Source organism: Pantoea rwandensis (genome assembly GCF_000759475.1).
GTDB lineage: Bacteria > Pseudomonadota > Gammaproteobacteria > Enterobacterales > Enterobacteriaceae > Pantoea > Pantoea rwandensis_B.
In genome coordinates, this window is record NZ_CP009454.1 from 1916429 (window position 1) to 1938893 (window position 22465).

General features: G+C 53.8%; 15 protein-coding genes. 7 read left to right on the forward strand and 8 right to left on the reverse strand.

Annotated features, from left to right (window positions below; genetic code table 11):
• Positions 1-4: 4 nt before the first annotated feature.
• Together nuoN and LH22_RS08795 are read left to right on the forward strand one after the other, a co-directional pair.
• On the forward strand, positions 5-1468 hold the full coding sequence (gene nuoN / locus LH22_RS08790; protein ID WP_034825051.1) for an NADH-quinone oxidoreductase subunit NuoN: 1464 nt from the start codon (positions 5-7) through the stop codon (positions 1466-1468).
• Positions 1469-1634: 166 nt separating this feature from the next.
• Positions 1635-2087 (forward strand): GNAT family N-acetyltransferase, encoded by a 453-nt coding sequence (locus LH22_RS08795; RefSeq protein ID WP_038645762.1) that lies wholly within the window; start codon positions 1635-1637, stop codon positions 2085-2087.
• A gap of 151 nt (positions 2088-2238) precedes the next feature.
• Here LH22_RS08795 and LH22_RS08800 read toward each other — a convergent pair whose 3' ends face one another.
• Positions 2239-3897, reverse strand: coding sequence for a glucan biosynthesis protein D (locus LH22_RS08800; protein WP_038645765.1), 1659 nt, complete (start codon positions 3895-3897; stop codon positions 2239-2241).
• A 291-nt stretch (positions 3898-4188) separates the two neighbouring features.
• Here LH22_RS08800 and elaB point away from each other — a divergent pair, with 291 nt between their 5' ends.
• Together elaB and LH22_RS08810 are read left to right on the forward strand one after the other, a co-directional pair.
• Positions 4189-4497, forward strand: coding sequence for a stress response protein ElaB (elaB, locus tag LH22_RS08805; RefSeq protein ID WP_034825045.1), 309 nt, complete (start codon positions 4189-4191; stop codon positions 4495-4497).
• 152 nt (positions 4498-4649) lie between these two features.
• Positions 4650-5846: a nicotinamide mononucleotide deamidase-related protein YfaY gene (locus LH22_RS08810; RefSeq protein WP_038645767.1), complete on the forward strand. Its 1197-nt coding sequence runs from the start codon at positions 4650-4652 to the stop codon at positions 5844-5846.
• A 59-nt stretch (positions 5847-5905) separates the two neighbouring features.
• Here the strand turns inward: LH22_RS08810 and yfaE are convergent, their stop codons facing one another.
• The 4 genes from yfaE to lsrK form a co-directional block, all read right to left on the reverse strand.
• On the reverse strand, positions 5906-6166 hold the full coding sequence (yfaE, locus tag LH22_RS08815) for a class I ribonucleotide reductase maintenance protein YfaE (RefSeq protein ID WP_038645769.1): 261 nt from the start codon (positions 6164-6166) through the stop codon (positions 5906-5908).
• Positions 6167-6168: 2 nt separating this feature from the next.
• Positions 6169-7299: a class Ia ribonucleoside-diphosphate reductase subunit beta gene (nrdB, locus tag LH22_RS08820; protein WP_034825039.1), complete on the reverse strand. Its 1131-nt coding sequence runs from the start codon at positions 7297-7299 to the stop codon at positions 6169-6171.
• A gap of 65 nt (positions 7300-7364) precedes the next feature.
• Positions 7365-9650: a class 1a ribonucleoside-diphosphate reductase subunit alpha gene (nrdA, locus tag LH22_RS08825; protein WP_038645771.1), complete on the reverse strand. Its 2286-nt coding sequence runs from the start codon at positions 9648-9650 to the stop codon at positions 7365-7367.
• A 465-nt stretch (positions 9651-10115) separates the two neighbouring features.
• Entirely contained in the window at positions 10116-11687 is a 1572-nt protein-coding gene (lsrK, locus tag LH22_RS08830) for an autoinducer-2 kinase (protein WP_038645773.1), read from the reverse strand.
• 209 nt (positions 11688-11896) lie between these two features.
• Here lsrK and lsrG point away from each other — a divergent pair, with 209 nt between their 5' ends.
• Positions 11897-12190 carry a (4S)-4-hydroxy-5-phosphonooxypentane-2,3-dione isomerase gene (lsrG, locus tag LH22_RS08835; RefSeq protein WP_038645775.1) on the forward strand — a complete coding sequence of 98 codons (294 nt, stop codon included), beginning with the start codon at positions 11897-11899 and terminating at the stop codon, positions 12188-12190.
• A 339-nt stretch (positions 12191-12529) separates the two neighbouring features.
• On the opposite strand, the gene ubiG is transcribed toward lsrG, so the two are convergent.
• Positions 12530-13255: a bifunctional 2-polyprenyl-6-hydroxyphenol methylase/3-demethylubiquinol 3-O-methyltransferase UbiG gene (ubiG, locus tag LH22_RS08840; RefSeq protein ID WP_038645776.1), complete on the reverse strand. Its 726-nt coding sequence runs from the start codon at positions 13253-13255 to the stop codon at positions 12530-12532.
• A gap of 177 nt (positions 13256-13432) precedes the next feature.
• On the opposite strand from ubiG, the gene gyrA reads away from it, so the two are divergent.
• Positions 13433-16072: a DNA topoisomerase (ATP-hydrolyzing) subunit A gene (gyrA, locus tag LH22_RS08845; protein WP_038645778.1), complete on the forward strand. Its 2640-nt coding sequence runs from the start codon at positions 13433-13435 to the stop codon at positions 16070-16072.
• A gap of 166 nt (positions 16073-16238) precedes the next feature.
• Positions 16239-19091, forward strand: coding sequence for a two-component system sensor histidine kinase RcsC (rcsC, locus tag LH22_RS08850; protein WP_038645780.1), 2853 nt, complete (start codon positions 16239-16241; stop codon positions 19089-19091).
• A 41-nt stretch (positions 19092-19132) separates the two neighbouring features.
• Here rcsC and rcsB read toward each other — a convergent pair whose 3' ends face one another.
• Positions 19133-19783 (reverse strand): response regulator transcription factor RcsB, encoded by a 651-nt coding sequence (gene rcsB, locus LH22_RS08855; protein ID WP_034825012.1) that lies wholly within the window; start codon positions 19781-19783, stop codon positions 19133-19135.
• 1 nt (position 19784) lies between these two features.
• On the reverse strand, positions 19785-22442 hold the full coding sequence (rcsD, locus tag LH22_RS08860; RefSeq protein ID WP_038649987.1) for a phosphotransferase RcsD: 2658 nt from the start codon (positions 22440-22442) through the stop codon (positions 19785-19787).
• Positions 22443-22465 lie beyond the last annotated feature (23 nt).

The window sequence follows — 22465 nt, forward strand, 5'->3', positions numbered from 1 at the left end:
CGCCATGACAATAACTCCTCAACATCTGATCGCGTTGCTACCGCTGTTGATCGTCGGATTGACGGTGGTGGTGGTGATGCTGTCCATTGCGTGGCGACGCAACCACTTTGTTAATGCCACGCTGACGGTCATTGGCCTGAACGTGGCGCTGTTTTCACTGTGGTTTGTCGGTCATGTCGGTGCCATGGATGTCACGCCGCTGCTGCGCGTTGACGGCTACTCGATGTTCTATACCGCGCTAGTGCTACTTGCCAGCCTCGCGACCTGCACCTTTGCTTATCCTTGGCTGGCCGGTTTCCCGGACAACAAAGATGAGTTCTATCTGCTCGTGCTGATTGCGGCTCTGGGTGGCATCGTACTGGCGAGCGCCAACCATCTGGCGGCACTGTTCATCGGGATTGAACTGCTGTCACTGCCGCTGTTTGGTCTTATCGGTTACGCCTTCCGTCAGAAACGTTCGCTGGAAGCGGCGCTGAAATACATGATCCTGTCCGCTGCAGCGTCCTCGTTCCTGATTTTTGGTATCGCGCTGATTTATGCCGATTCGGGCAGCCTGAGCTTCGTACAGTTAGGTAAGAGCCTGAATGACAGTATGATCCAGCAACCGCTGCTGCTGGTCGGTTTGGGCATGATGATTATCGGCCTCGGCTTTAAACTGTCACTGGTTCCGTTCCACCTGTGGACGCCAGACGTTTATCAGGGTGCGCCAGCGCCGGTTTCAACCTTCCTGGCTACCGCCAGCAAAATCGCTATCTTTGGCGTGGTGATGCGTTTGTTCCTGTACGCGCCAGTCACTGACAGTGAAGCCGTACGCACCGTGTTGGGCGTGATTGCCTTCGTATCGATTCTGTTCGGTAACCTGATGGCGATTTCGCAGAGCAACATCAAACGCCTGCTCGGTTACTCCTCAATCGCACACCTTGGCTATTTGCTGGTGTCGTTGATTGCGGTGAAAACCCATCAGCTGTCGCTGGAAACGGCGGGTGTGTACCTGGCGGGTTACCTGTTCAGCAGCCTCGGCGCATTCGGTGTGGTCAGCCTGATGTCCAGCCCGTACCGTGGCCCGGATGCTGATACGCTCTACTCTTACCGTGGTCTGTTCTGGCACCGTCCGATTCTGTCAGCGGTAATGACCGTGATGATGCTGTCTCTGGCCGGTATCCCGATGACCTTGGGCTTCATTGGTAAGTTCTATGTGATCGCTTCCGGTGTGAATGCGCACCTGTGGTGGCTGACTGCGGCGGTTGTTGCTGGTAGTGCGATTGGTCTTTACTACTACCTGCGCGTTACCGTGAGCCTGTACCTCAGCCCGCCTGAGATGCACACCCGTGACCGTGATACGCCAGCCAACTGGGCCTTCACCGCCGGTGGTGTGGTAGTGCTGATCTCGGCGATTCTGGTACTGCTGTTGGGTGTCTATCCGCAGCCACTGATCTCGCTGGTACAGATGGCACAGCCGCTGATGTAAATGCGCTTTGACCTCAGGAATCAGGCCCAAGGGCCTGATTTTTTTTGCCTGTAATCTGAGAATGCGATCACGACAAGGCAATGCGGCAACCCTGTACGGCTGCTTAATACCCGCGCGCTGTGATACTCTCAGGGGATCACTTTTTTCGCTCAGACAAGGAAGCATCATGGAAATGCAATGGCTTGATTGCCACCACAGTGAACTGAGTGCACAGCAGTTGTATACCGTGCTGGCACTGCGCAATCACGTATTCATTGTGGAGCAAAACTGCCCCTATCAAGACGTAGATGGTCAGGATTTGCGAGCAGAGAATCGCCACATTATGGGCTTCCTTGACGGAAAATTATTGGCCTACGCTCGCGTGCTTACGCCCTCACTGGACAGCGCCCCGGTGCTGATTGGTCGCGTGATCGTGTCCGAAGAAGCGCGTGGCCTGAAGTTGGGCTATCGACTGATGGAGAAAGCACTGGAGAGCTGCGATACCCATTGGCCGCAACGCACTATTTATTTATCGGCGCAGGCCCATCTGGAAGGTTTTTACGGTCGGCTTGGCTTCAAAGCGGTGGGGGACGTTTACATGGAAGATAACATTCCGCACATCGGTATGCAGAAAGCGTAATGGCGAGGAATGCTCCTCGCCATTTATACCCGTCATACTTCAAATTACCAGTGAGTTGGCTGCTCTGGCTCACCCGAATTACTGACTTGAGTCAGCTCATCGGGTTCTCTCGTTTGCTGCCTTCCCGAAATTCGAACTTTTTAGGGGGATATCAGCCCGGCGTCATCTGCCGATCATCAGTGTATTTACGCTGATCCGGCGGCGGTGGGAAATACTGATACAACCAGGTTTCACTTAAGGTCTCATCTTTGGTGCGCAGGAACAGGCGCATATCCACCGGCTTAGTAGAGTCGCTGTTCGGATACCAGTCAAACAGAATGCGGTAGCCGTTAAGCGGCTCCACATAAAGAATCTCAACCTGCTTGATGGTGCCGGCATTGACCGTAATAACCGGCTCAATGCCTTTCGGCGCAGCGGCTTTCAGGTCGCCACCGACGAAATCAATCGCAAAGCGACGGCACCACTGATCGGGGAAGTGCTCGCCCGGCGCCCAACCTTCCGGGAAACCGCCGATGCCGGTACGTGTGGCATCCACGCGCGCCAGCCCGCTGCGCACGGGCGGCAGTTGGCTCCAGTAAAGTTTGTACTGGAAGTTAAATTCGCTGCCCGCTTTAACCGGTTCCGTTGGCTGCCAGAAGCACACCACGTTATCCAGGGTTTCACCGGTCGTCGGGATCTCCATCAGGTTGATGGCGCCTTTGCCCCACTTGCCAATCGGCTCAACCCACAGGCTTGGGCGCTTGTCGTACCAGCCAATGACATCCTGATAATCTTTGAAGTCGTGATTGAGCTGCAGCAGACCAAAACCACGTGGGTTTTCATCTTCATAAGCATTGAACTGCAAGCGCTGCGGGTTGTTCAGCGGACGTGCAATCCATTCCCCTTTACCGGTCCACATTGCCAGACGATCGGAGTCATGGATTTGTGGATGATAGGTATTACATATGCGACGCTCGTTGGTGCCGCAGCTAAACATACTGGTCATCGGCGAGATGCCGAGCTGACGAATGTCGTTACGAGCAAACAGGTGGTTTTCCACCTCCATCACCACGCGTTTCTCTTCGCAGTGGATGGTGAACTTGTACGCACCGGTCACGCTGGCGCCGTCCAGCAGCGCATAAACCACAAAGGTGGTGTCGTCGGCTTTCGGTGTTTCAAACCAGAAGGCGGTAAAGTCCGGGAACTCTTCGTGGCCGTTGCTAAAGGTGTTTACTGCCACACCGCGCGCTGACAAGCCGTACTGGAAGGTTTCATCAACCGCACGGAAGTAGCTCGCGCCGAGGAACGAGACGATATCGCGACGCGCCAGTTCTGGCTTTTTAAACGCGCGGAAACCGGCGAAGCCCAAATCGGTTTTGCCGACCAGTTGTTGGGTATCGACGTTAGCGTTGTGGTAGTTAAACAGTTCGGGACGGAAGTGGATTTCGCGCGCTTCACGGCTATCGGCATCCACTGAGAACATGCGGATACGGCGTTTAAAGCCCATCCCCACGTGGAAGAACTGCACATCCAGTTCGCGATCGGGAATGTTGTTCCACAGCGAATGGTTGGCATCGTACTGAATTTCGTTGTAGGCCTGCGGTGTCAGATTGGCCAGGGTGTCAGGAAGCGGGCCGGGTGCGCCGCCCCAGGGCTGTTTCGCCAGCGCGGAGGCTTTCTTTTTCAGTGAGTCGAAATCGAAGCGCACTGCGGTGCCGTCGGCGATGCCATCATTGGCCCAGGCGGACTGCGCAAACAGCGAGGAGAGCCCGGTCATGCCGCTTGCGGCAGAGAGGGCCATGGACGCTTTCATAAATTTTCTACGATTCATGCCGGAAATCTAATCCTTAGCTGCTCTGGTGTGTTGTGACGGTCGTAAGACGCATTACGTCTGGCTACAAGGGGATACGACAGTCGCGAAATTAAAAAATTCAGTCTGACAAAAATTTATCAGATTAATCAAATAAGCGAAGCAGATTTCACGCTGCAACAGCGCGGATTACGCAACTTTGCATTGAGTCGAGCAAAACCCAGCGTAATCCTAATTCCTTGCGCGCAGCAAATACCGAATTTATGACTATAGTTAAACGACGATAAGTGACGAGTATGGAGGAAGTATAACGTGTCATCTTCAGATCAATTTGAAACTCGCCTTGATGACGACCTGGCGCTACTGACAGAAACTTTGGAAGAAGTACTGAAATCGTCGGGCGATCCGGCCGATCAAAAGTACATCGAATTGAAACTTAAAGCGGAACAAGCACTGGAAGACGTGAAGAATCGCGTTAGCCAGGCTTCTGACAGCTATTATTACCGTGCCAAAAAAGCGGCCTATCGTGCCGACGATTATGTGCATGAAAAACCGTGGCAGGGGATCGGCATTGGCGCCGCCGCTGGCCTGTTTGTCGGTTTACTGTTGGCCCGCCGTTAAATTGTCGGGGCGTAACGCATGTTACGCCCGATTCCTCTTTTTTACCGCTTTATCCCTCTCATTTGTCTCGAATCCTTGTTTCGCATCAACGGCGATTGTGTTTCGCCTGCGCGCTTTCTACAGTAAAGCGACAGGGATAAGGAGAATGTAACGTGATACGTGTTGAAATGCTCTCAACGGGCGATGAAGTGTTGCATGGGCAGATTGTCGATACGAATGCCGCATGGCTGGCGGATGTGCTGTTCCAGCAGGGTTTGCCAATGACCAGCCGCAGTACCGTTGGCGATGCGATGTCCTCGCTGGTGGAGACGCTGCAGAGTCGCAGCCAGATTGCCGATGTGCTGATTGTGAACGGTGGCCTTGGCCCAACCAGCGACGATCTCAGTGCGCTGGCCGCTGCCACCGCGTGTGGCACCGAATTGGTGATCCAGCAGGAATGGCTGGAAAAAATGGAAGCCTGGTTTGCCAGCCGTGGACGCATCATGGCGCCGAGCAACCGCAAGCAGGCGGAAATTCCGGCGAATGCCGAGCTGATTGATAATCCGGTGGGTACCGCGTGTGGCTTTGCACTTCAGCTCAATCGCTGCTGGATATTCTTCACGCCGGGCGTGCCGTCCGAATTTAAAGTGATGGTCGAGCAGGAGATCATTCCGCGTTTGAAAGCGCGTTTTGATTTGCCAGAGCCGCCGCTGTGTTTGCGTCTGACGACCTTTGGTCGCGGCGAGAGTGACATTGCCGCCGAACTGGAGCCGTTACCGTTGCCGGAAGGTGTGGTAATGGGCTATCGCTCATCAATGCCAATCATTGAAATCAAACTCACCGGACCGGCCAGCCAACGTGTGGCGATGGAGCAGGCGTGGCAGCAGGTGAAGCTGCTGTTGGCGGAATGCACTATCTTCGAAGGCACTGTCGGTTTACCCGCTTTGTTAGCGCATGAGTTGCAACAGCGTGGTTTCCGGCTGGCGTTAAGCGAGCAATACACAGCCGGACTACTGAACTGGCAACTGGCGTCAGCGGACGTGCCGCTCAGCGCAGCAGAGATTCTGCCACCTCATGATGAATCGCTGGAAGCTCAGGTCGAGCGTACGCGCAATCTGGCCGCGCATCACGGCACGGTGTTGGCGCTGTCGGTGGGTAATCTGGAAGAGGGCGAAGTGGCGATTGCGCTGCATACGCCGGAAGCCAGCTGGGGCCAGCGCGTGAAGTTCACCCATGGGCGTCACAATGTGGAAACCCGGCAGAAAGTCGTGGCGATGATGGCGATGAACATGTTGCGTCGCTGGCTGCACGGCAGTGAAGTCAGTACCGGGCATGGCTGGATTGATGTGCTGGAAGCCGTGAAACAGTAAGTGTGTGGGCAGCCTTTGCGATGAATTTCACCGGGTCGCCATTGATGACGACCCGGTGCTTATAGCTCGATCTCAATCTCCCCTTTAGCGCGGCAGCAGCAGGGCAAAATCTCGCCCTGTTGAATAAACGCCAGCGGGGTTTCCGCGTAAGCCACTTCGCCTTTCAGCAAACGCATCCGGCACGATCCGCAGTAGCCTTCACGACACTGAAACTCTACGCAAACGTTGTGCGCTTCCAGTGCAACAAGCAGATTGGGATGATCTTCTGCGCACTCCAGCCGGGAGCCGGAACTGCGCAGAATAACAACAGAACGGCTCATGCTTACAGCTGGAAGTCGTTAAAGTCGTCTTCGCCCACTTCGGCGTCGATCTGGCCGACCAGGTAAGAACTGACTTCCACTTCCTGCGGTGCCACTTGCACGTTATCCGATACCAACCAGGAGTTAATCCATGGAATCGGGTTAGAACGCGTCTGGAACGGCAGATCGAGACCTACAGCCTGCATGCGGATGTTGGTGATGTACTCAATGTACTGGCACAGAATGTCTTTGTTCAGACCGATCATTGAGCCACCGCTGAACAGATAATCTGCCCACTCTTTTTCTTGCTCGGCGGCTTTCTTGAACAGGTCGAAACACTCATCACGACACTCAGCAGCGATCTCTTTCATCTCAGGATCGTCCTCACCGGTGCGCAGCAGGTTCAGCATGTGCTGAGTGCCGGTCAGGTGCAGAGCCTCATCGCGTGCAATCAGTTTGATGATTTTGGCGTTACCTTCCATCAGCTCGCGCTCGGCGAAGGCGAATGAACAGGCGAAGCTCACGTAGAAGCGAATCGCTTCCAGTGCGTTAACGCTCATCAGGCAGATATACAGCTGCTTTTTCAGCGCACGCAGATTCACGGTCACGGTTTTACCCGCCACTTCGTGCGTGCCTTCTCCCAGCAGATGCCAGTAGCTGGTCATCTCGATCAGATCGTCGTAATACTTCGAGATGTCCTGCGCACGCGCCAGAATCTGCTCGTTAGTGACGATGTCGTCAAACACCAGTGAAGGATCGTTGACGATGTTACGGATGATATGGGTGTAAGAGCGCGAGTGGATGGTCTCAGAGAACGCCCAGGTTTCAATCCAGGTTTCGAGTTCTGGAATCGAAATCAGCGGCAGCAGGGCCACGTTGGGGCTGCGACCCTGGATTGAATCCAGCAGCGTCTGGTATTTCAGGTTGCTGATAAAGATGTGTTTTTCGTGATCTGGCAGTGCCTGATAATCGATACGATCGCGCGAGACGTCCACTTCTTCTGGACGCCAGAAGAAGGAGAGCTGCTTTTCGATCAGCTTTTCAAAGATGTCATATTTCTGCTGGTCAAAACGGGCAACGTTCACTGACTGGCCGAAGAACATCGGTTCTAACAGCTGGTCGTTTTTGTTCTGCGAAAATGTGGTGTAAGCCATGGCTAAGTCCAAAAGTGATGAGGGCCGACCATTGCCGGCCCTGACAAGATAGGGCGTCTGACTAATTAAATCTTACAAGCGCCGCTTTCGCAGCCGTCATCCTGAATGGAAGGAGCCAGGTCGTCCTGCGCATCTTCCGCACCATCACGGGTGTTTTGGTAGTACAGGGTTTTCACGCCAAACTTATAAGCGGTCAGCAGATCTTTCAGCAGCTGTTTCATTGGCACTTTGCCATTGGCGAAACGGCTTGGATCATAGTTGGTGTTCGACGAAATCGCCTGATCGATAAATTTCTGCATCACACCAACCAACTGCAAGTAACCGTCGTTAGATGGCATTTCCCACAGCAGTTCGTACTGATCTTTCAGACGCTCATACTCTGGCACCACCTGACGCAGAATACCGTCTTTGGATGCTTTGATGCTGATGTGACCGCGCGGTGGCTCAATACCGTTGGTGGCGTTTGAAATCTGCGAAGAGGTTTCAGACGGCATCAGGGCAGAGAGCGTGGAGTTGCGCAGGCCGTGCGTAACGATCGACTCACGCAGACCTTCCCAATCAAGGTGCAGCGGCTCACTACAAACGGCGTCGAGATCCTTTTTATAGGTATCGATCGGCAGAATGCCCTGTGAGTAAGTGGTCTCTTTGAACCACGTACAGGCGCCTTGCTCTTTCGCCAGCTCGTTCGAGGCTTTCAGCAGGTAATACTGAATGGCTTCAAAAGTTTTATGCGTCAGGTTGTTGGCGCTGCCATCAGAGTAACGCACGCCGTTTTTCGCCAGATAGTAAGCGTAGTTAATTACGCCAATACCCAGAGTACGACGGCCCATTGCGCCGCGTTTTGCCGCAGGAATTGGGTAATCCTGATAATCCAGCAGCGCATCCAGTGCACGTACCGCGAGGGTCGCCAGCTCTTCCAGATCGTCAAGGCTGTCAATCGCACCGAGGTTAAAGGCAGACAGCGTACACAACGCGATTTCGCCGCTTTCGTCATTCACATCGTTCAGCGGTTTGGTTGGCAGCGCGATTTCCAGGCACAGGTTAGACTGGCGGACGGGCGCGATAGCCGGATCAAACGGGCTGTGGGTGTTGCAGTGATCGACGTTCTGGATGTAGATACGGCCAGTAGAAGCACGTTCCTGCATCATCAGTGAGAACAGCTCAACCGCTTTTACGCGCTGTTTGCGGATGCTGTCATCTTTCTCGTATTTGGTGTACAGACGCTCGAATTCGTCCTGATCGGCGAAGAACGCATCGTACAGGCCTGGCACGTCAGACGGGCTGAACAGGGTGATCTCTTCACCTTTCAACAGACGGGTATACATCAGCTTGTTGATCTGTACGCCGTAGTCCATGTGACGTACGCGGTTGCCTTCAACGCCACGGTTGTTTTTCAGCACCAGCAGGCTTTCCACTTCCAGATGCCACATCGGGTAGAACAGGGTGGCTGCACCGCCACGCACGCCGCCTTGTGAGCACGACTTCACTGCCGTCTGGAAATGCTTATAGAACGGGATACAGCCGGTATGGAAGGCTTCACCGCCACGGATCGGACTGCCCAGCGCACGAATGCGACCGGCGTTGATACCGATACCGGCACGCTGCGACACGTATTTCACGATGGCGCTAGAGGTGGCATTGATGGAATCAAGGCTGTCACCACACTCGATCAGTACGCAAGAGCTGAACTGACGGGTTGGGGTACGCACGCCCGACATGATTGGTGTCGGCAGTGAGATCTTGAAGGTAGACACGGCATCATAGAAGCGACGCACGTAATCCATACGCGTCTCACGCGGATAACCAGAGAACAGGCACGCGGCGACCAGGATGTACAGGAACTGGGCGCTCTCGTAGATTTCACCGCTCACACGGTTCTGCGCCAGGTATTTGCCTTCCAGCTGCTTCACCGCAGCGTAAGAGAAGTTCATGTCGCGCCAGTGGTCGAGGAACTCGTCCATCTGTTCGAACTCTTCTACGCTGTAGTCTTCCAGCAGGTGACGGTCATACTTGCCCATCTCAACCATTTTCACTACCTGATCGTACAGCTTCGGCGGCTCAAACTGGCCGTAAGCTTTTTTACGCAGGTGGAAGATGGCGAGGCGAGCAGCCAGGTACTGGTAATCCGGCGCATCACGGGAGATCAGGTCTGCAGCGGCCTTGATGATGGTCTCGTGGATATCAGAAGTACGAATTCCATCGTAGAACTGAATGTGGGAGCGCAACTCAACCTGAGACACGGAGACGTTATTCAGCCCTTCAGCGGCCCAATCCAGTACTCGGTGAATCTTGTCGAGATCAATGCGCTCCTGGCGGCCATCGCGTTTAGTAACGAGCAGACTTTGGTTCATGTCGCGTGTTTACCTGTCCATGAAAGAGTGAGTTATCCCCCATCTATTCACAAGGTCTATTCACAAGCCGCTCGTTGTGAGTAAGCCTGTGGATAAACACTATATATAGGGGGTGCGGGAAGTTTGAACAACAATATGGTGAGTATTCTAGTCAGCATTCTGATCATCACAAGAGTTGATTTTCGCGAAAAAATCCGTCCAGGGGGGTGGCGAAATTCCTGGATCCCCATTCCGTAAGGCCTGCCAATGGTGTCAACTGCCAACGACTTTTTTTTCACTTTTTGATCGAGCGCGTGTTTATTGCTCAAAGCTTCTCATCACGGAAATTTCTGAAGTCAAAAAAGCCCTGACAAGGCCGCCAGTAGCGAACTTATCTAAAATTGCTTATGAATTTTTTGTGACCAATGCAGCCTATAAAAAAGCGTGGTACGCGTCTAAAAGGAAATTGATCTGGATAGCAGTGAGTTACAAACCTGGTGCTTTCCACATCGAGGTGGTTAACCCACTGTCCACCAGGGTGAGTTGGTCGGCATAGACTTTCTGCCAGTTGGCTTTTTGCTGTTGATAGAGTTGGTGGTGTTCTGCGTTGGGGTGAAATTCGCGCTCCCAGCGGACTAACTGCTGTCCCGTTTCCTGCAAACTGCGGTAAACCCCAGCGGCAACACCTGCAGCGATAGCGCAGCCCAGGGCGGTGGCTTCTTTCACCTGCGGCACTTTGACCGTCAACCCCGTGACATCGCTCAAAATCTGGCTCCACAATTTGCCCTTCGCACCGCCACCGGCAAACACGATCTGTGAGGTTTGGACACCGGAAAAGGCGGCCACCTGATCCAGATTGCAGGCCGAAACAATCGCAGCATTCTCTTCCAGCGCACGGAAGAGCGTCTGTTTATTGCAGCGTTCGGGATCGATGGAAAGATTAATAAAGGAAGGTGCAGCGTGATACCACTTGTTGAAGTGCATCGCATCTGAGAACACCGGCATCACGCCCCACGAACCGGCGGGGACGCGTGCCGCCATCTCTTCCAGCAGGCTGTAGCAATCCACACCAAGGCGCTCCGCCAGCAGTTTCTCTTCGCCGCAAAAGGCATCACGGAACCAGCGCATCGTTAGGCCGGTAAAGAAACTGATCGCTTCCGCCTGTGCCATACCGGGGATCACATGCGGATTCACGCGAATGTTCATTTGAGGATCAACCTGCGGTTGCGGCAAGTTCACTACTTGTTGCCAGAAAGTGCCCCCCAGTACAGCCGTTTCCCCCGCATTCACGATGCCTAACCCCAGAGTGCCAAGCTGCACATCGCCGCCGCCCATGCCGACCACCGTGCCTTGCTCAAGACCACACTGGCGAGCGGCTTCGGCCGTAATCTCTCCTAGCTTGCTGCCGGTTTCGGCTACCGGGGACAAGATATCCCCGCGCAATCCCGCCATCTCTAGCAGGTCAGGGCGCCATTGCCGCGTGTGTAAATCCAGCAGGCCAGTCGTGCCGGCGTTCGATGGGTCCACGGCGAGTTCACCGCTGAGACATTTTGCCAGCCAATCGCTGATCATGGTTAAGGTGGCGGCCTGACGATAAACATCAGGTCGATGATGCGCCAGCCACAGCAGACGCGGCATCGTGCCGAGTGCCAGCGTTTGTCCTGAACACTGATAGATTTCTCGCTCAAACTGGCCGTGGTGAATTTCCTTAAGTTCACTCACCTCGCGGCTGGCACGGGCATCCACGTTGGCGCACGCCCAAATCGCTTCGCCCGCTTTGTTGTAAAGCACAATACCTTCGCGCATTGAACAGCAGGCCACGCTTCGTATCGCCCTGGCAGGCAATTGTGACTGCTGCAGCACCTGTCGAATGCACTGACAGGCAAGTTGCCAGTTGTGCTCAAGATCAAACTCCATTGAGCCAGGCACATCGGGCAGGGCGAGGTGCCGCCATTCAGCCTGCGCCACCGCGACTTGCTCACCCTGAAGATTGAAAATCACGGCGCGAATGCTACCGGTGCCGGCGTCGAGCGCCATCAGATGTGGGGCGTGTGTCATCACGAAACTCCTGTTGAAAAGGAAAGAGTGCTCCACACCGACAGCCCAACGGGTGTTACTGCAAAGATAGTTGTGCGTGAGCGTTTTCACCTCCAGATGAAGGGCTTAGCCCATCGTTGAAAGTTTGAACTGTGATCGCTGCGAGAGTTTTATTCAGCGAGCCTGGCCAGGCTTGCCACTCTGCAAATCGTGATGAAAGGAACAAGCCGATGGAAGTAACGCTGGTAGAGATCAACGTGAAGCCCGACTGTATCGACGAATTTTTGCGGGTGTTTAAGCTCAATCATTTAGGGGCACTGCAGGAGCCTGGCAATCTGCGTTTTGACGTTTTGCAGGACAGTAGTGAGGCGACACGCTTCTTTATTTATGAAGCTTATGCGGATGAGGCCGCGGTGTTAGCACACAAGAAAACGCCGCACTATCTGGCCTGCGTCGAGGCGCTAGAGGCGCTGATGAGCGAACCGAGAAAGAAAACCGCGTTTAAGGGGATTTTTCCGCAGTGACGCCATGCCATTCTCCGCACAAGGGCGAAGCACCATGATTAGAGGTTTTTAAAGCGGGTTGAAGCGACGAATAGCTCAATAATTTGTGAAGTAACCACTGCATTATGTTGTTGAAAGCAGATGCGTGGGCAACTTAATGACACCAATCCACAACGCAACGCTCCTCGAGGCCATGATCAACGTTCAAGGCCAGTAAAGCCCCGGCCGAAGAGCAAAGCGTCCGCCGCAGGGATGCGGCGGCCGATCTGCATGGATGCGTGTTTCCTTTGCGATCGGGCGGGGCTTTACTGGCTTATGCACCGATCCCACCGCGGCGATTCGCCAATCCACGCAAAAAACTCAATCCTGACGATGCGTATGCACCATATAGTTCACATCCACACCACGCCCCAGACGGAACTGATTAGTCAGCGGATTGTAGTGCAGGCCAATCATGCCTCTCTCGCGCAATGGCGTCTCATCAACCCAATTCAGCAACTCTGAGGGACGGATAAACTTTTTCACGTCATGCGTGCCGCGCGGCACCATGCGCATCACGTATTCGGCACCGAACACTGCCAGTAGCCATGCTTTTGGATTGCGGTTAATGGTAGAGAAGAACACTTCGCCACCCGGCTTCACCAACTGCGCGCAAGCCAGCACCACAGAACGTGGGTCTGGGACGTGTTCCAGCATTTCCATACAGGTCACCACGTCATAGGCGCCCGCATGGCTAACCGCATGATCTTCCACGGTCTGCTGCACATAGTTCACGCTCACACCGCTCTCCAGCGCATGTAACCGCGCCACTTCTAGCGGCTCCGCCCCCATATCCAGCCCGGTCACGTTGGCCCCTTCACGCGCCATACTTTCTGCCAAAATCCCGCCGCCGCAGCCGACATCCAGCACCTTCTTACCAAACAGGCCATTGCTGTGCTGGGCAATCCAGCCAAGACGCAGGGGATTGATGCGGTGTAACGGCTTAAATTCACCCTCTAAATCCCACCAGCGCGATGCGACCGCTTCAAACTTGGCAATCTCAGCGTGGTCGACGTTTTGGCGGCTTTCCTGCGGTTGTTCACTCATTGAATCACGACTCCTGACAAAATATTCCCTCAGTATAAACGCTTAACTCTTGCTAGCGCATCTCTCACCTGCAAGGAAAAGCGGCATTAAACCCCGCTTTACGTTCACCGAGGGCAACCACTGTGATATACTTTCGCACCATTAAAAACCGGCATTATGTAGAGGGATAGCGGCTCCATGAGCGACCTTGCGAGAGAAATTACACCGGTCAATATCGAAGAAGAGTTAAAAAACTCCTACCTCGATTACGCCATGTCGGTCATCGTTGGCCGAGCTTTACCCGATGTGCGTGATGGCTTGAAGCCGGTGCACCGCCGTGTGCTTTTTGCCATGAGCGAACTGGGTAACGACTGGAACAAAGCTTATAAGAAATCGGCCCGTGTGGTCGGTGACGTGATCGGTAAATATCACCCACACGGTGATTCCGCGGTATACGAAAGTATCGTTCGTATGGCCCAGCCGTTCTCCCTGCGCTACATGCTGGTAGATGGTCAGGGTAACTTCGGTTCCGTTGATGGCGACTCCGCCGCAGCGATGCGTTATACCGAAGTACGTATGGCGAAGATCTCTTCTGAACTGCTGGCGGACCTCGAAAAAGAGACCGTTGATTTTGTGCCGAACTACGATGGCACCGAGCAGATTCCTGAAGTTCTGCCGACCAAAATTCCTAACCTGCTGGTGAACGGCTCGTCCGGTATCGCCGTAGGTATGGCGACCAACATTCCACCGCACAACCTGACGGAAGTGATCAACGGCTGCCTCGCCTTCATCGAAGACGAAGACATCACTGTTGAAGGCCTGATGGAACACATCACCGGCCCTGACTTCCCGACTGCGGCGTTCATCAACGGTCGTCGTGGTATCGAAGAAGCCTATCGCACCGGTCGCGGTAAAATTTACATCCGCGCACGCGGTGAGATTGAAACCGACGCAAAAACCGGCCGCGAAACCATCATCGTCAATGAAATCCCGTATCAGGTAAACAAAGCGCGCCTGATCGAGAAAATTGCCGAGCTGGTAAAAGAGAAGCGTGTTGAAGGCATCAGCGGCCTGCGTGATGAATCTGACAAAGACGGTATGCGTATCGTCATCGAGATCAAACGCGATGCGGTCGGTGAAGTGGTGCTCAACAACCTCTATTCGCTGACGCAACTGCAAGTCTCCTTCGGCATCAACATGGTGGCACTGCATCAGGGCCAGCCGAAGATCATGACGCTGAAAGGCATCATTGAAGCCTTCGTGCGCCACCGCCGTGAAGTGGTGACGCGCCGTACCATTTTCGAACTGCGCAAAGCGCGTGACCGTGCACACATCCTTGAAGGTCTGGCCATTGCGCTGGCCAACATCGATCCGATTATCGAACTGATTCGTCGTGCACCCACCCCAGCTGAAGCGAAAGCGGGCCTGTTGGCACAGCCATGGGATCTGGGCAACGTGGCCACCATGCTGGAACGTGCCGGTGATGATGCGGCTCGTCCAGAGTGGCTGGAAGCCCAGTTCGGTATCCGTGACGGTCAATACTACCTGACCGAACAGCAAGCCCAGGCGATTCTGGATCTGCGTCTGCAGAAACTGACCGGCCTGGAGCACGAAAAACTGCTCGACGAATACAAAGAGCTGTTGGACCAAATCGCTGAGCTGATCCACATCCTGCAGAGTGCAGAGCGCTTGATGGAAGTGATCCGTGAAGAGCTGGTAGCCATGCGCGATCAGTTCGGTGATGAGCGTCGTACTGAAATTACCGCCAACAGCGCCGACATCAACATTGAAGACCTGATTAATCAGGAAGATGTTGTGGTCACGCTGTCGCATCAGGGTTATGTCAAATACCAGCCGCTGACTGACTATGAAGCGCAGCGCCGTGGTGGTAAAGGCAAATCCGCAGCACGTATTAAAGAAGAAGACTTTATTGATCGTCTGCTGGTGGCCAACACCCACGACACCATTCTGTGCTTCTCCAGCCGTGGCCGCCTCTACTGGATGAAAGTTTACCAGTTGCCAGAAGCGAGCCGTGGTGCACGTGGTCGCCCAATTGTGAACCTGCTGCCACTGGAAGCCAACGAACGTATCACCGCTATTCTGCCAGTGCGTGAGTACACCGAAGGCTTTAACATCTTCATGGCCACCGCTGACGGTACTGTGAAGAAAACCGCTCTGCAGGAATTTAGCCGTCCACGCAGCGCCGGTATCATCGCCATCAACCTGCGTGAAGATGATGAATTGATCGGTGTTGCACTGACCAACGGTAGCGATGAAGCAATGCTGTTCTCTGCCGCCGGTAAAGTGGTGCGCTTCGCTGAGACCGCAGTACGTGCCATGGGCCGTTCAGCCTCGGGCGTGCGTGGTATCAAGCTGGCCGAAGGCGATAAAGTGGTTTCCCTGATCGTGCCACGTGAAGAGGGCGCCATCCTCACCGTGACGCAAAACGGTTACGGTAAGCGTACGGCGAATAGCGAATACCCAACCAAGTCGCGTGCAACACAGGGTGTGATCTCGATTAAAGTCACCGAACGTAACGGGCCAGTGATTGGCGCGGTGCAGGTGGTGGATGGCGATCAGATTATGATGATCACCGATGCCGGTACGCTGGTGCGTACCCGCGTATCAGAAGTCAGCGTAGTCGGACGTAACACCCAGGGCGTGATTCTGATTCGTACCGCTGAAGACGAAAACGTTGTGGGTCTGCAACGTGTCGCTGAGCCGGTGGAAGAGGAAGAACTCGACGCCATCGACGGCAGCGTCGCAGAAGGCGAAGAGGATATCGCGCCGGAAGTCGACAACGACGACGATGCACCTGAAGTGGATGAAGAAGAGTAATCCGCAGCGGTGAAGAACAGCGGCAGGTCAGGGCAACCGACCTGCCGTTTTTTTATCTGAGTTTTACTCCCAAAGTCGCGCACCAACTGGCTTTTTCGGGCCGATAAAGCTAGTGTATGAGAGTTTTTCAACTTCCTGACAACCCCTTACCGCCAGTGAGCCTCTTTTGAAATATCTCGTCTCCTTTCGCACCACGCTTCGCATCTCGCGCTATCTGTTCCGTGCGCTGGCGCTGCTGCTTTGGACGCTGGGTGCGTTGCTGACCACTTTTTTCATCATCAACGTGCTACACGAGAAAGAGAATGCGGTACGTCAGGAGTTTGCGACCAATTATGGCCAGGCCGAATGGTATGTACGCCATTCTGCTGACGTGATGCGTGAACTGAAGTACATCACGGAAAACCGTCTGAGCAACAGCAGCAATGGTCTTGATGTGCTGAATGGCCTGCCTGCCGGCAAAAGTACCTTGCCGCAGTTCACGCCGCTGTTTTCCGATGGTGACTGCACCTCAATGAGCAATACCTGGCGCAACTCGCTCGATTCGCTGGGCTACTTCATCAATTACTGGAAAAGCAACTTTGCCTCCGCCTACGAACTCAACCGGGTGTTCTTTATTGGTGGTGAAAATCAGTGTCTGGCCGATTTTGCCATTGGTAATAACAATTCGGTCGATCGTGAACGTAGCCTGAAAGCACTGCGTGAGCGTGTGCTGCACTATCGCAGCGGCAACGAAGAAGAACGCCGTAATCCGATGTATTGGATCACACCGAGCAGCCAGCCTGGCGTCGGTAATTTCTATATGGTGATGCCGGTTTATGTGGCTAACAAGCTGCAGGCGTTGCTGGGCGTGGAACAAAATATCCGTCTTGATGAGTTTATTCAGCCAGGCGGATTGCCGCTGGTTGCCACCATCACTGACGAGAATTATCGCCCGCTGTTGAGTTCGCGACGCGGTGGGCCGGGTTATGCGTTGGATGATCTGCCGGATGACAGCACCTGGTTTGGCTATCTCAATAGCTATCACCAACTGGTGCTGAAAAAGCCGCTGCCGCCCTCCAATCTCAACGTCGTGTGGTCGCTTTCAACTGATGTGCTGGTGGATCAGCTCAAGCTCATGCTGATTAACGCCCTGTTGCTGAACATCCTCAGTGCGCTGATCCTGTTTACGCTGGCATGGGTTTTCGAACGTCGCATGTTCCTGCCGGCAGAAGACAACGCACATCGGCTGGAAGAGCACGAGCAGTTCAACCGCAAAATTGTCGCTTCGGCACCGGTTGGCATCTGTATTTTGCGCACCAGCGATGGCACCAATATTCTGAGTAACGAATTGGCGCACAACTACCTGACGCTGCTGACGCAGGAAGATCGCCAGCGTCTGAATGAGATTATCGGGGGGCAGCAGGTCAACTTTGTCGATGTGCTCACCGGCACCAATACCAACCTGCAAATCAGCTTTGTGCATTCACGCTATCGTAATGAAAACGTAGCGATTTGCGTGCTGGTAGACGTCTCAGCGCGTGTACGCATGGAGCAGTCATTGCAGGAGATGGCGCATGCGGCAGAGCAGGCCAGCCAGTCCAAATCCATGTTCCTTGCCACCGTCAGCCATGAGCTGCGTACCCCGCTGTACGGCATTATCGGTAACCTCGACCTGCTGCAAACCAAGTCATTGCCGAAAGGCGTCGAATCGCTGGTAACGGCGATGAACAACTCCTCGAGCCTGCTGCTGAAAATTATCAGTGATATTCTCGATTTCTCGAAAATTGAGTCGGAGCAGCTGAAAATTGAGCCGCGCCCGTTCTCGCCACGTGAGGTGGTCAATCACATCGCCAGCAACTATCTGTCGCTGGTGGTGCGTAAACGCCTGACGTTATATGTCATGATTGAAAACGATGTGCCGCTGACGATGGATGGCGATCCAATGCGTCTGCAGCAGGTCATTTCTAACCTGCTGAATAACGCCATCAAGTTCACCCATACTGGCTGCATTATTCTGCATGCCTATGTCAAAGATGGTTATTTAGCCTTCCGCGTGCGCGATACCGGCGTCGGTATTCCTGCGAAAGAAGTGACGCGTCTGTTCGATCCCTTCTTCCAGGTGGGCTCTGGCGTACAGCGCAATTTCCAGGGCACCGGGCTGGGTCTGGCAATCTGTGAAAAGCTGATCAACATGATGGACGGTGATATTGAGGTCGACTCTGAGCCGGGCATGGGTAGCCAGTTTATCATCCGTATCCCCATTTACGCGGGACAACAGCCTGCGCCGCCGCTGCTGGATGGTTTGCAGGAAAAAGCCATCTGGCTGGATATGCGCAATGATTATCTCGCGGTCTTCCTGCTACGTCTGTTGCAGCAACAGGGTATTACGATCGCGCATTATCAGGGCAATGCCGGTAGCGACGATGTGATTATTAGCGACCATCAGGATACGGTGCCACAGGCCGTGCGCGCGCAGATTCACATCTGTGGTCAGCATATCGACATGCCGCAGGAAACCGCGCCGGGTCAGTGGGTGCAGAGCAGTGCGATGCTGCACGATCTGCCTTCATTACTTGGCCGCATCTATCGCATCAATATTGATAGCGAAACCAGCACGCCGTTGCAGTTGGCCGCACCGCAAGAGGCCAACCGTTACGATGACATTATGGTACTGATTGTTGATGATCACCCGATTAACCGTATGTTGCTCTCTGAGCAGCTCGGCACACTGGGCTATCAAACCAAAACCGCACAGGATGGGGTCGATGCGCTGAACGTGCTGAGCCGTAATCACATTGATATTGTGCTGAGTGACGTCAATATGCCGAATATGGATGGTTATCGCCTGACGCAGCGCCTGCGTCAGCTGGGCCATGCCTTCCCGGTGATTGGGGTAACGGCCAATGCGTTGGCAGAAGAGAAGCAACGCTGTATGGATGCCGGGATGGATAACTGCCTATCCAAGCCTGTTACGCTTGATGTGTTGAAATCCACGTTGGCAACCTATGCCGAGCGGGTAAGAAAAAGCAGGAAAGGGTAGTACAAAAGAACAGGCGCACCGAAGTGCGCCTTTTTGACTTTTTAATCTCTTTCAACCTGAGTCGCGCTCACGGAAGAGAGGTAATTCAGCAGGGCGATATCATTTTCCACCCCGAGCTTCATCATCGCCGATTTCTTCTGGCTACTGATGGTTTTGATACTGCGGTTCAGTTTTTTAGCGATTTCCGTTACCAGGAAACCTTCTGCAAACAGGCGCAGAACTTCACTCTCTTTCGGCGACAGACGTTTGTCTCCGTAACCGCCAGCACTGATTTTTTCCAGCAGTTTCGCCACGCTTTCAGGCGTATATTTTTTGCCTTTCTGCAGGGCTGCCAGCGCTTTTGGCAGATCGGTGGGTGCACCTTGCTTCAGTACAATCCCTTCGATATCCAGATCCAATACGGCGCTCAGAATCGCTGGGTTATTGTTCATGGTCAGAACGATAATTGATAGATCCGGATAGTGACGTTTGATGTACTTAATCAGTGTGATGCCATCACCGTATTTCTCGCCAGGCATAGAGAGATCGGTAATCAGAACGTTAGCATCCAGTTTGGACAAGCTGTTAATCAGTGCTGTTGAGTCTTCAAACTCACCTACAACGTTGACCCATTCGATCTGTTCCAGAGACTTACGGATACCGAACAGAACAATCGGATGGTCATCGGCAATAATTACATTCAGGTTATTCATCTTATGGGTTACCTTGCTGCAGCAGTTGGTTGACGTATGCGTCAATTTCACTGGTGGTATTTATAATGGTTAAATCTTCACATAATTTTATGTGATGTTCTAACTCTTCACAAAGCTGTTTACCTGGAACCAGATTTAGCATGGCGAACACGCCTTTCAGGCGATGTGCAGTCTGAGCAAGCGAGGGATAATCCTTCTCCGCTGCCTCAGTATACAGTCTCTTCACATCAGGCGGTACTGTCTCGGTAAACAGCTGAAAATAGCCTCCGCTCATTAACGGCGTGGCAGCCTCATCTTCACTACTTTCCTCCATCAAATCATGAGCCATTTGCTTTTCAATCAGTGCCAGCAGCGCGTCAAGCAGCGCATTGCTGAGATTGAAATTGACCCGGTATTGCTGATCGTTCAATGCGTGGTGACCCATTTCGTCACCGGCTAATAGCAGGGCCCAGCCATTGAGGCGGGCGGGATCGTCAGTGATCAGCACATCATGATCCTGACCGGATAAACGTTCGTCAGAGGTCAGGCAATTCGCTCCCCAGTTTTCTAACTGGCGGCAAACAATTTTGTGCACATCTTCGACGGCGATATCAACCAGCGCGGTCACGCCTTCCAGCAGTTTCTCTTCCTGCTCACCCTGCAGTTCCAGCGCGAGGGGCAGCTGAATATTATAGCGCGTGCCGATATCGGGCTTGGCGATGATCTCCAGCTGGCCACCCATCTGCTTGCACAGCTGCTTGCAGAGGAAAAATGCCATGCCAGAGGCCTGGCCGTAACGATCCTGGGTGGTTTCGCCCAGATACGGGAAATCAACATTCGCCAGCTCATCGACGCTCAGGCCGGAGCCGGTATCCACCAGTTGCAGCAGCACTGAGTTGGGTTTGTTCTCGCTGGCTTTAATCTCCAGCGTAATCTTGCCCCACTGCGTGGTGGTTAGCGCATAGTGCATCAGGGTGGTCAGGACTTTGCGCAGTGCACGGCGATCGCCAAAGCGCATCTCGTCGTTCGCCAGATGGTTGTTGACCACCAGCGCCAACCCTTTACGGCGCATCAGCGGTAGGCTTTCCAGCGCGATGTCGTCCAGCAACTCCTGCAAATTGAACACGCTGGCATCCGGCGACCAGTCATGTGCTTCCAGGCGGTTCAGCAACACAATGTCATCGACCAAACGAGACAGTCCCTGGCTTTCATCCAGCAAATCCAGCACGCTTTCATCGTCATCACGCTGGCTGAGTTGCACCAGTTGCGCCACCATGCTCTCAAGCGGACGGTTGAGGGCGTGACCGAGATTTTGCATCAACTGCTGACGCATCTGATGATTACGATCCAACACCTGCTGTGCCTTCTGCAGCTTTTTATTCACCAGCAATTCACGATCCTGATCGCGCATCATAAACAGTTGAGTATGCGGTGACAGAACGCTACGGGCGTGGCGTATCTCATACACCTCGTTGTTGATGGTGGCCTGCAGCACGCCCTGATGCTGATCGGACATATTGATGATTTTCTGCAGGTTCAGATGGGGCAACAGATGCTCGGCAATTTTGTTGCTTAACAGAGTGCGATTGGTGGCGAAGTCATACACCAGCAAACCCACCGGCAGGCTCGCAACAATCTCTTCATTCAGCATGCGCAGCGAATCTAATTCGGCGCTTTGGTTCTCATTCGGGCGCAATGATTGTTGGCGCAATAAGGTGATACCGGCAATGGACAGCAACAGCAGCACCAGATTGATCAACAGCGGCCACATCAGGTTGTGCAGAGTATCGATAGCGAGGCTGGTGAGCGGCACGCGATAGACCAGCTGTAACGACGTGCTGGGCAGTGACGCCGCAATTTCGAGATTGGGATTCGCCAGCGACACATGAGTGGTTTCGCTGGTGGAATCGTCGCCACTGGTGCTGGAAGACTGCGTGGAATCCTGAATTAACTGAAAGTTTTCCAGCGGCATGCTGTGTGGGATCAAATCGTTGATCGGCAGATCAAAAGCGACCACCGTGGCGAGGTGACCAGGCTGGTTGAAGGTAGTACGCAGGGTAAAGTAGTGATCGTTCTGCCAGGCGAAATGGCGCAGCGGTGAAAAGCTTTCACGTTCGTCCAGCGCATTTGCCTGTTGCAACATCTCAGCGCGACGGCTGTCGACCAGTGTATTGATGGCGCTCTCTTTATAACGCGTTGCCATGTCTTTTAACGGCAGCGTCGAGATCATGATCAGGCTGTTGTCCTGACCATTCAGGAAATACATCGACCAGGTGGGATTCTCAGCGCCCCACAGCGTATCGAGGTAACTGGACATGCGCATCGTCATATCCAGCGTGCTGCTATCGTGCGAGCCAAAGATCAGCGCCTCCGTTTTACGGCGCGTCTTTTCCAGATAATAAACATCCGGGCGCAGGCGGGTTTCCAGCAGATTGGCATTGGGCGCAGATCCGGCCGCACTGGTGGCGAGATTTTCATAAATCTGCCAGGTCGCGAAACGCGAGGCATCGATACGTTTTTGCACCGCACGCGCCAAATCGGTCATCGCGTAACGCTTCTCGGTGATCCAGGCGTTGACACTATTGTGCACCATGGCACCCAGCGCCAGAAACAGCACCAGGTTGAACACCACGAAGAAACGGGTAACGTTACCCGAGGTCAGCGGAAATTTGTAAGGCAGCATAGTGTCTCAGGATCCTGCGA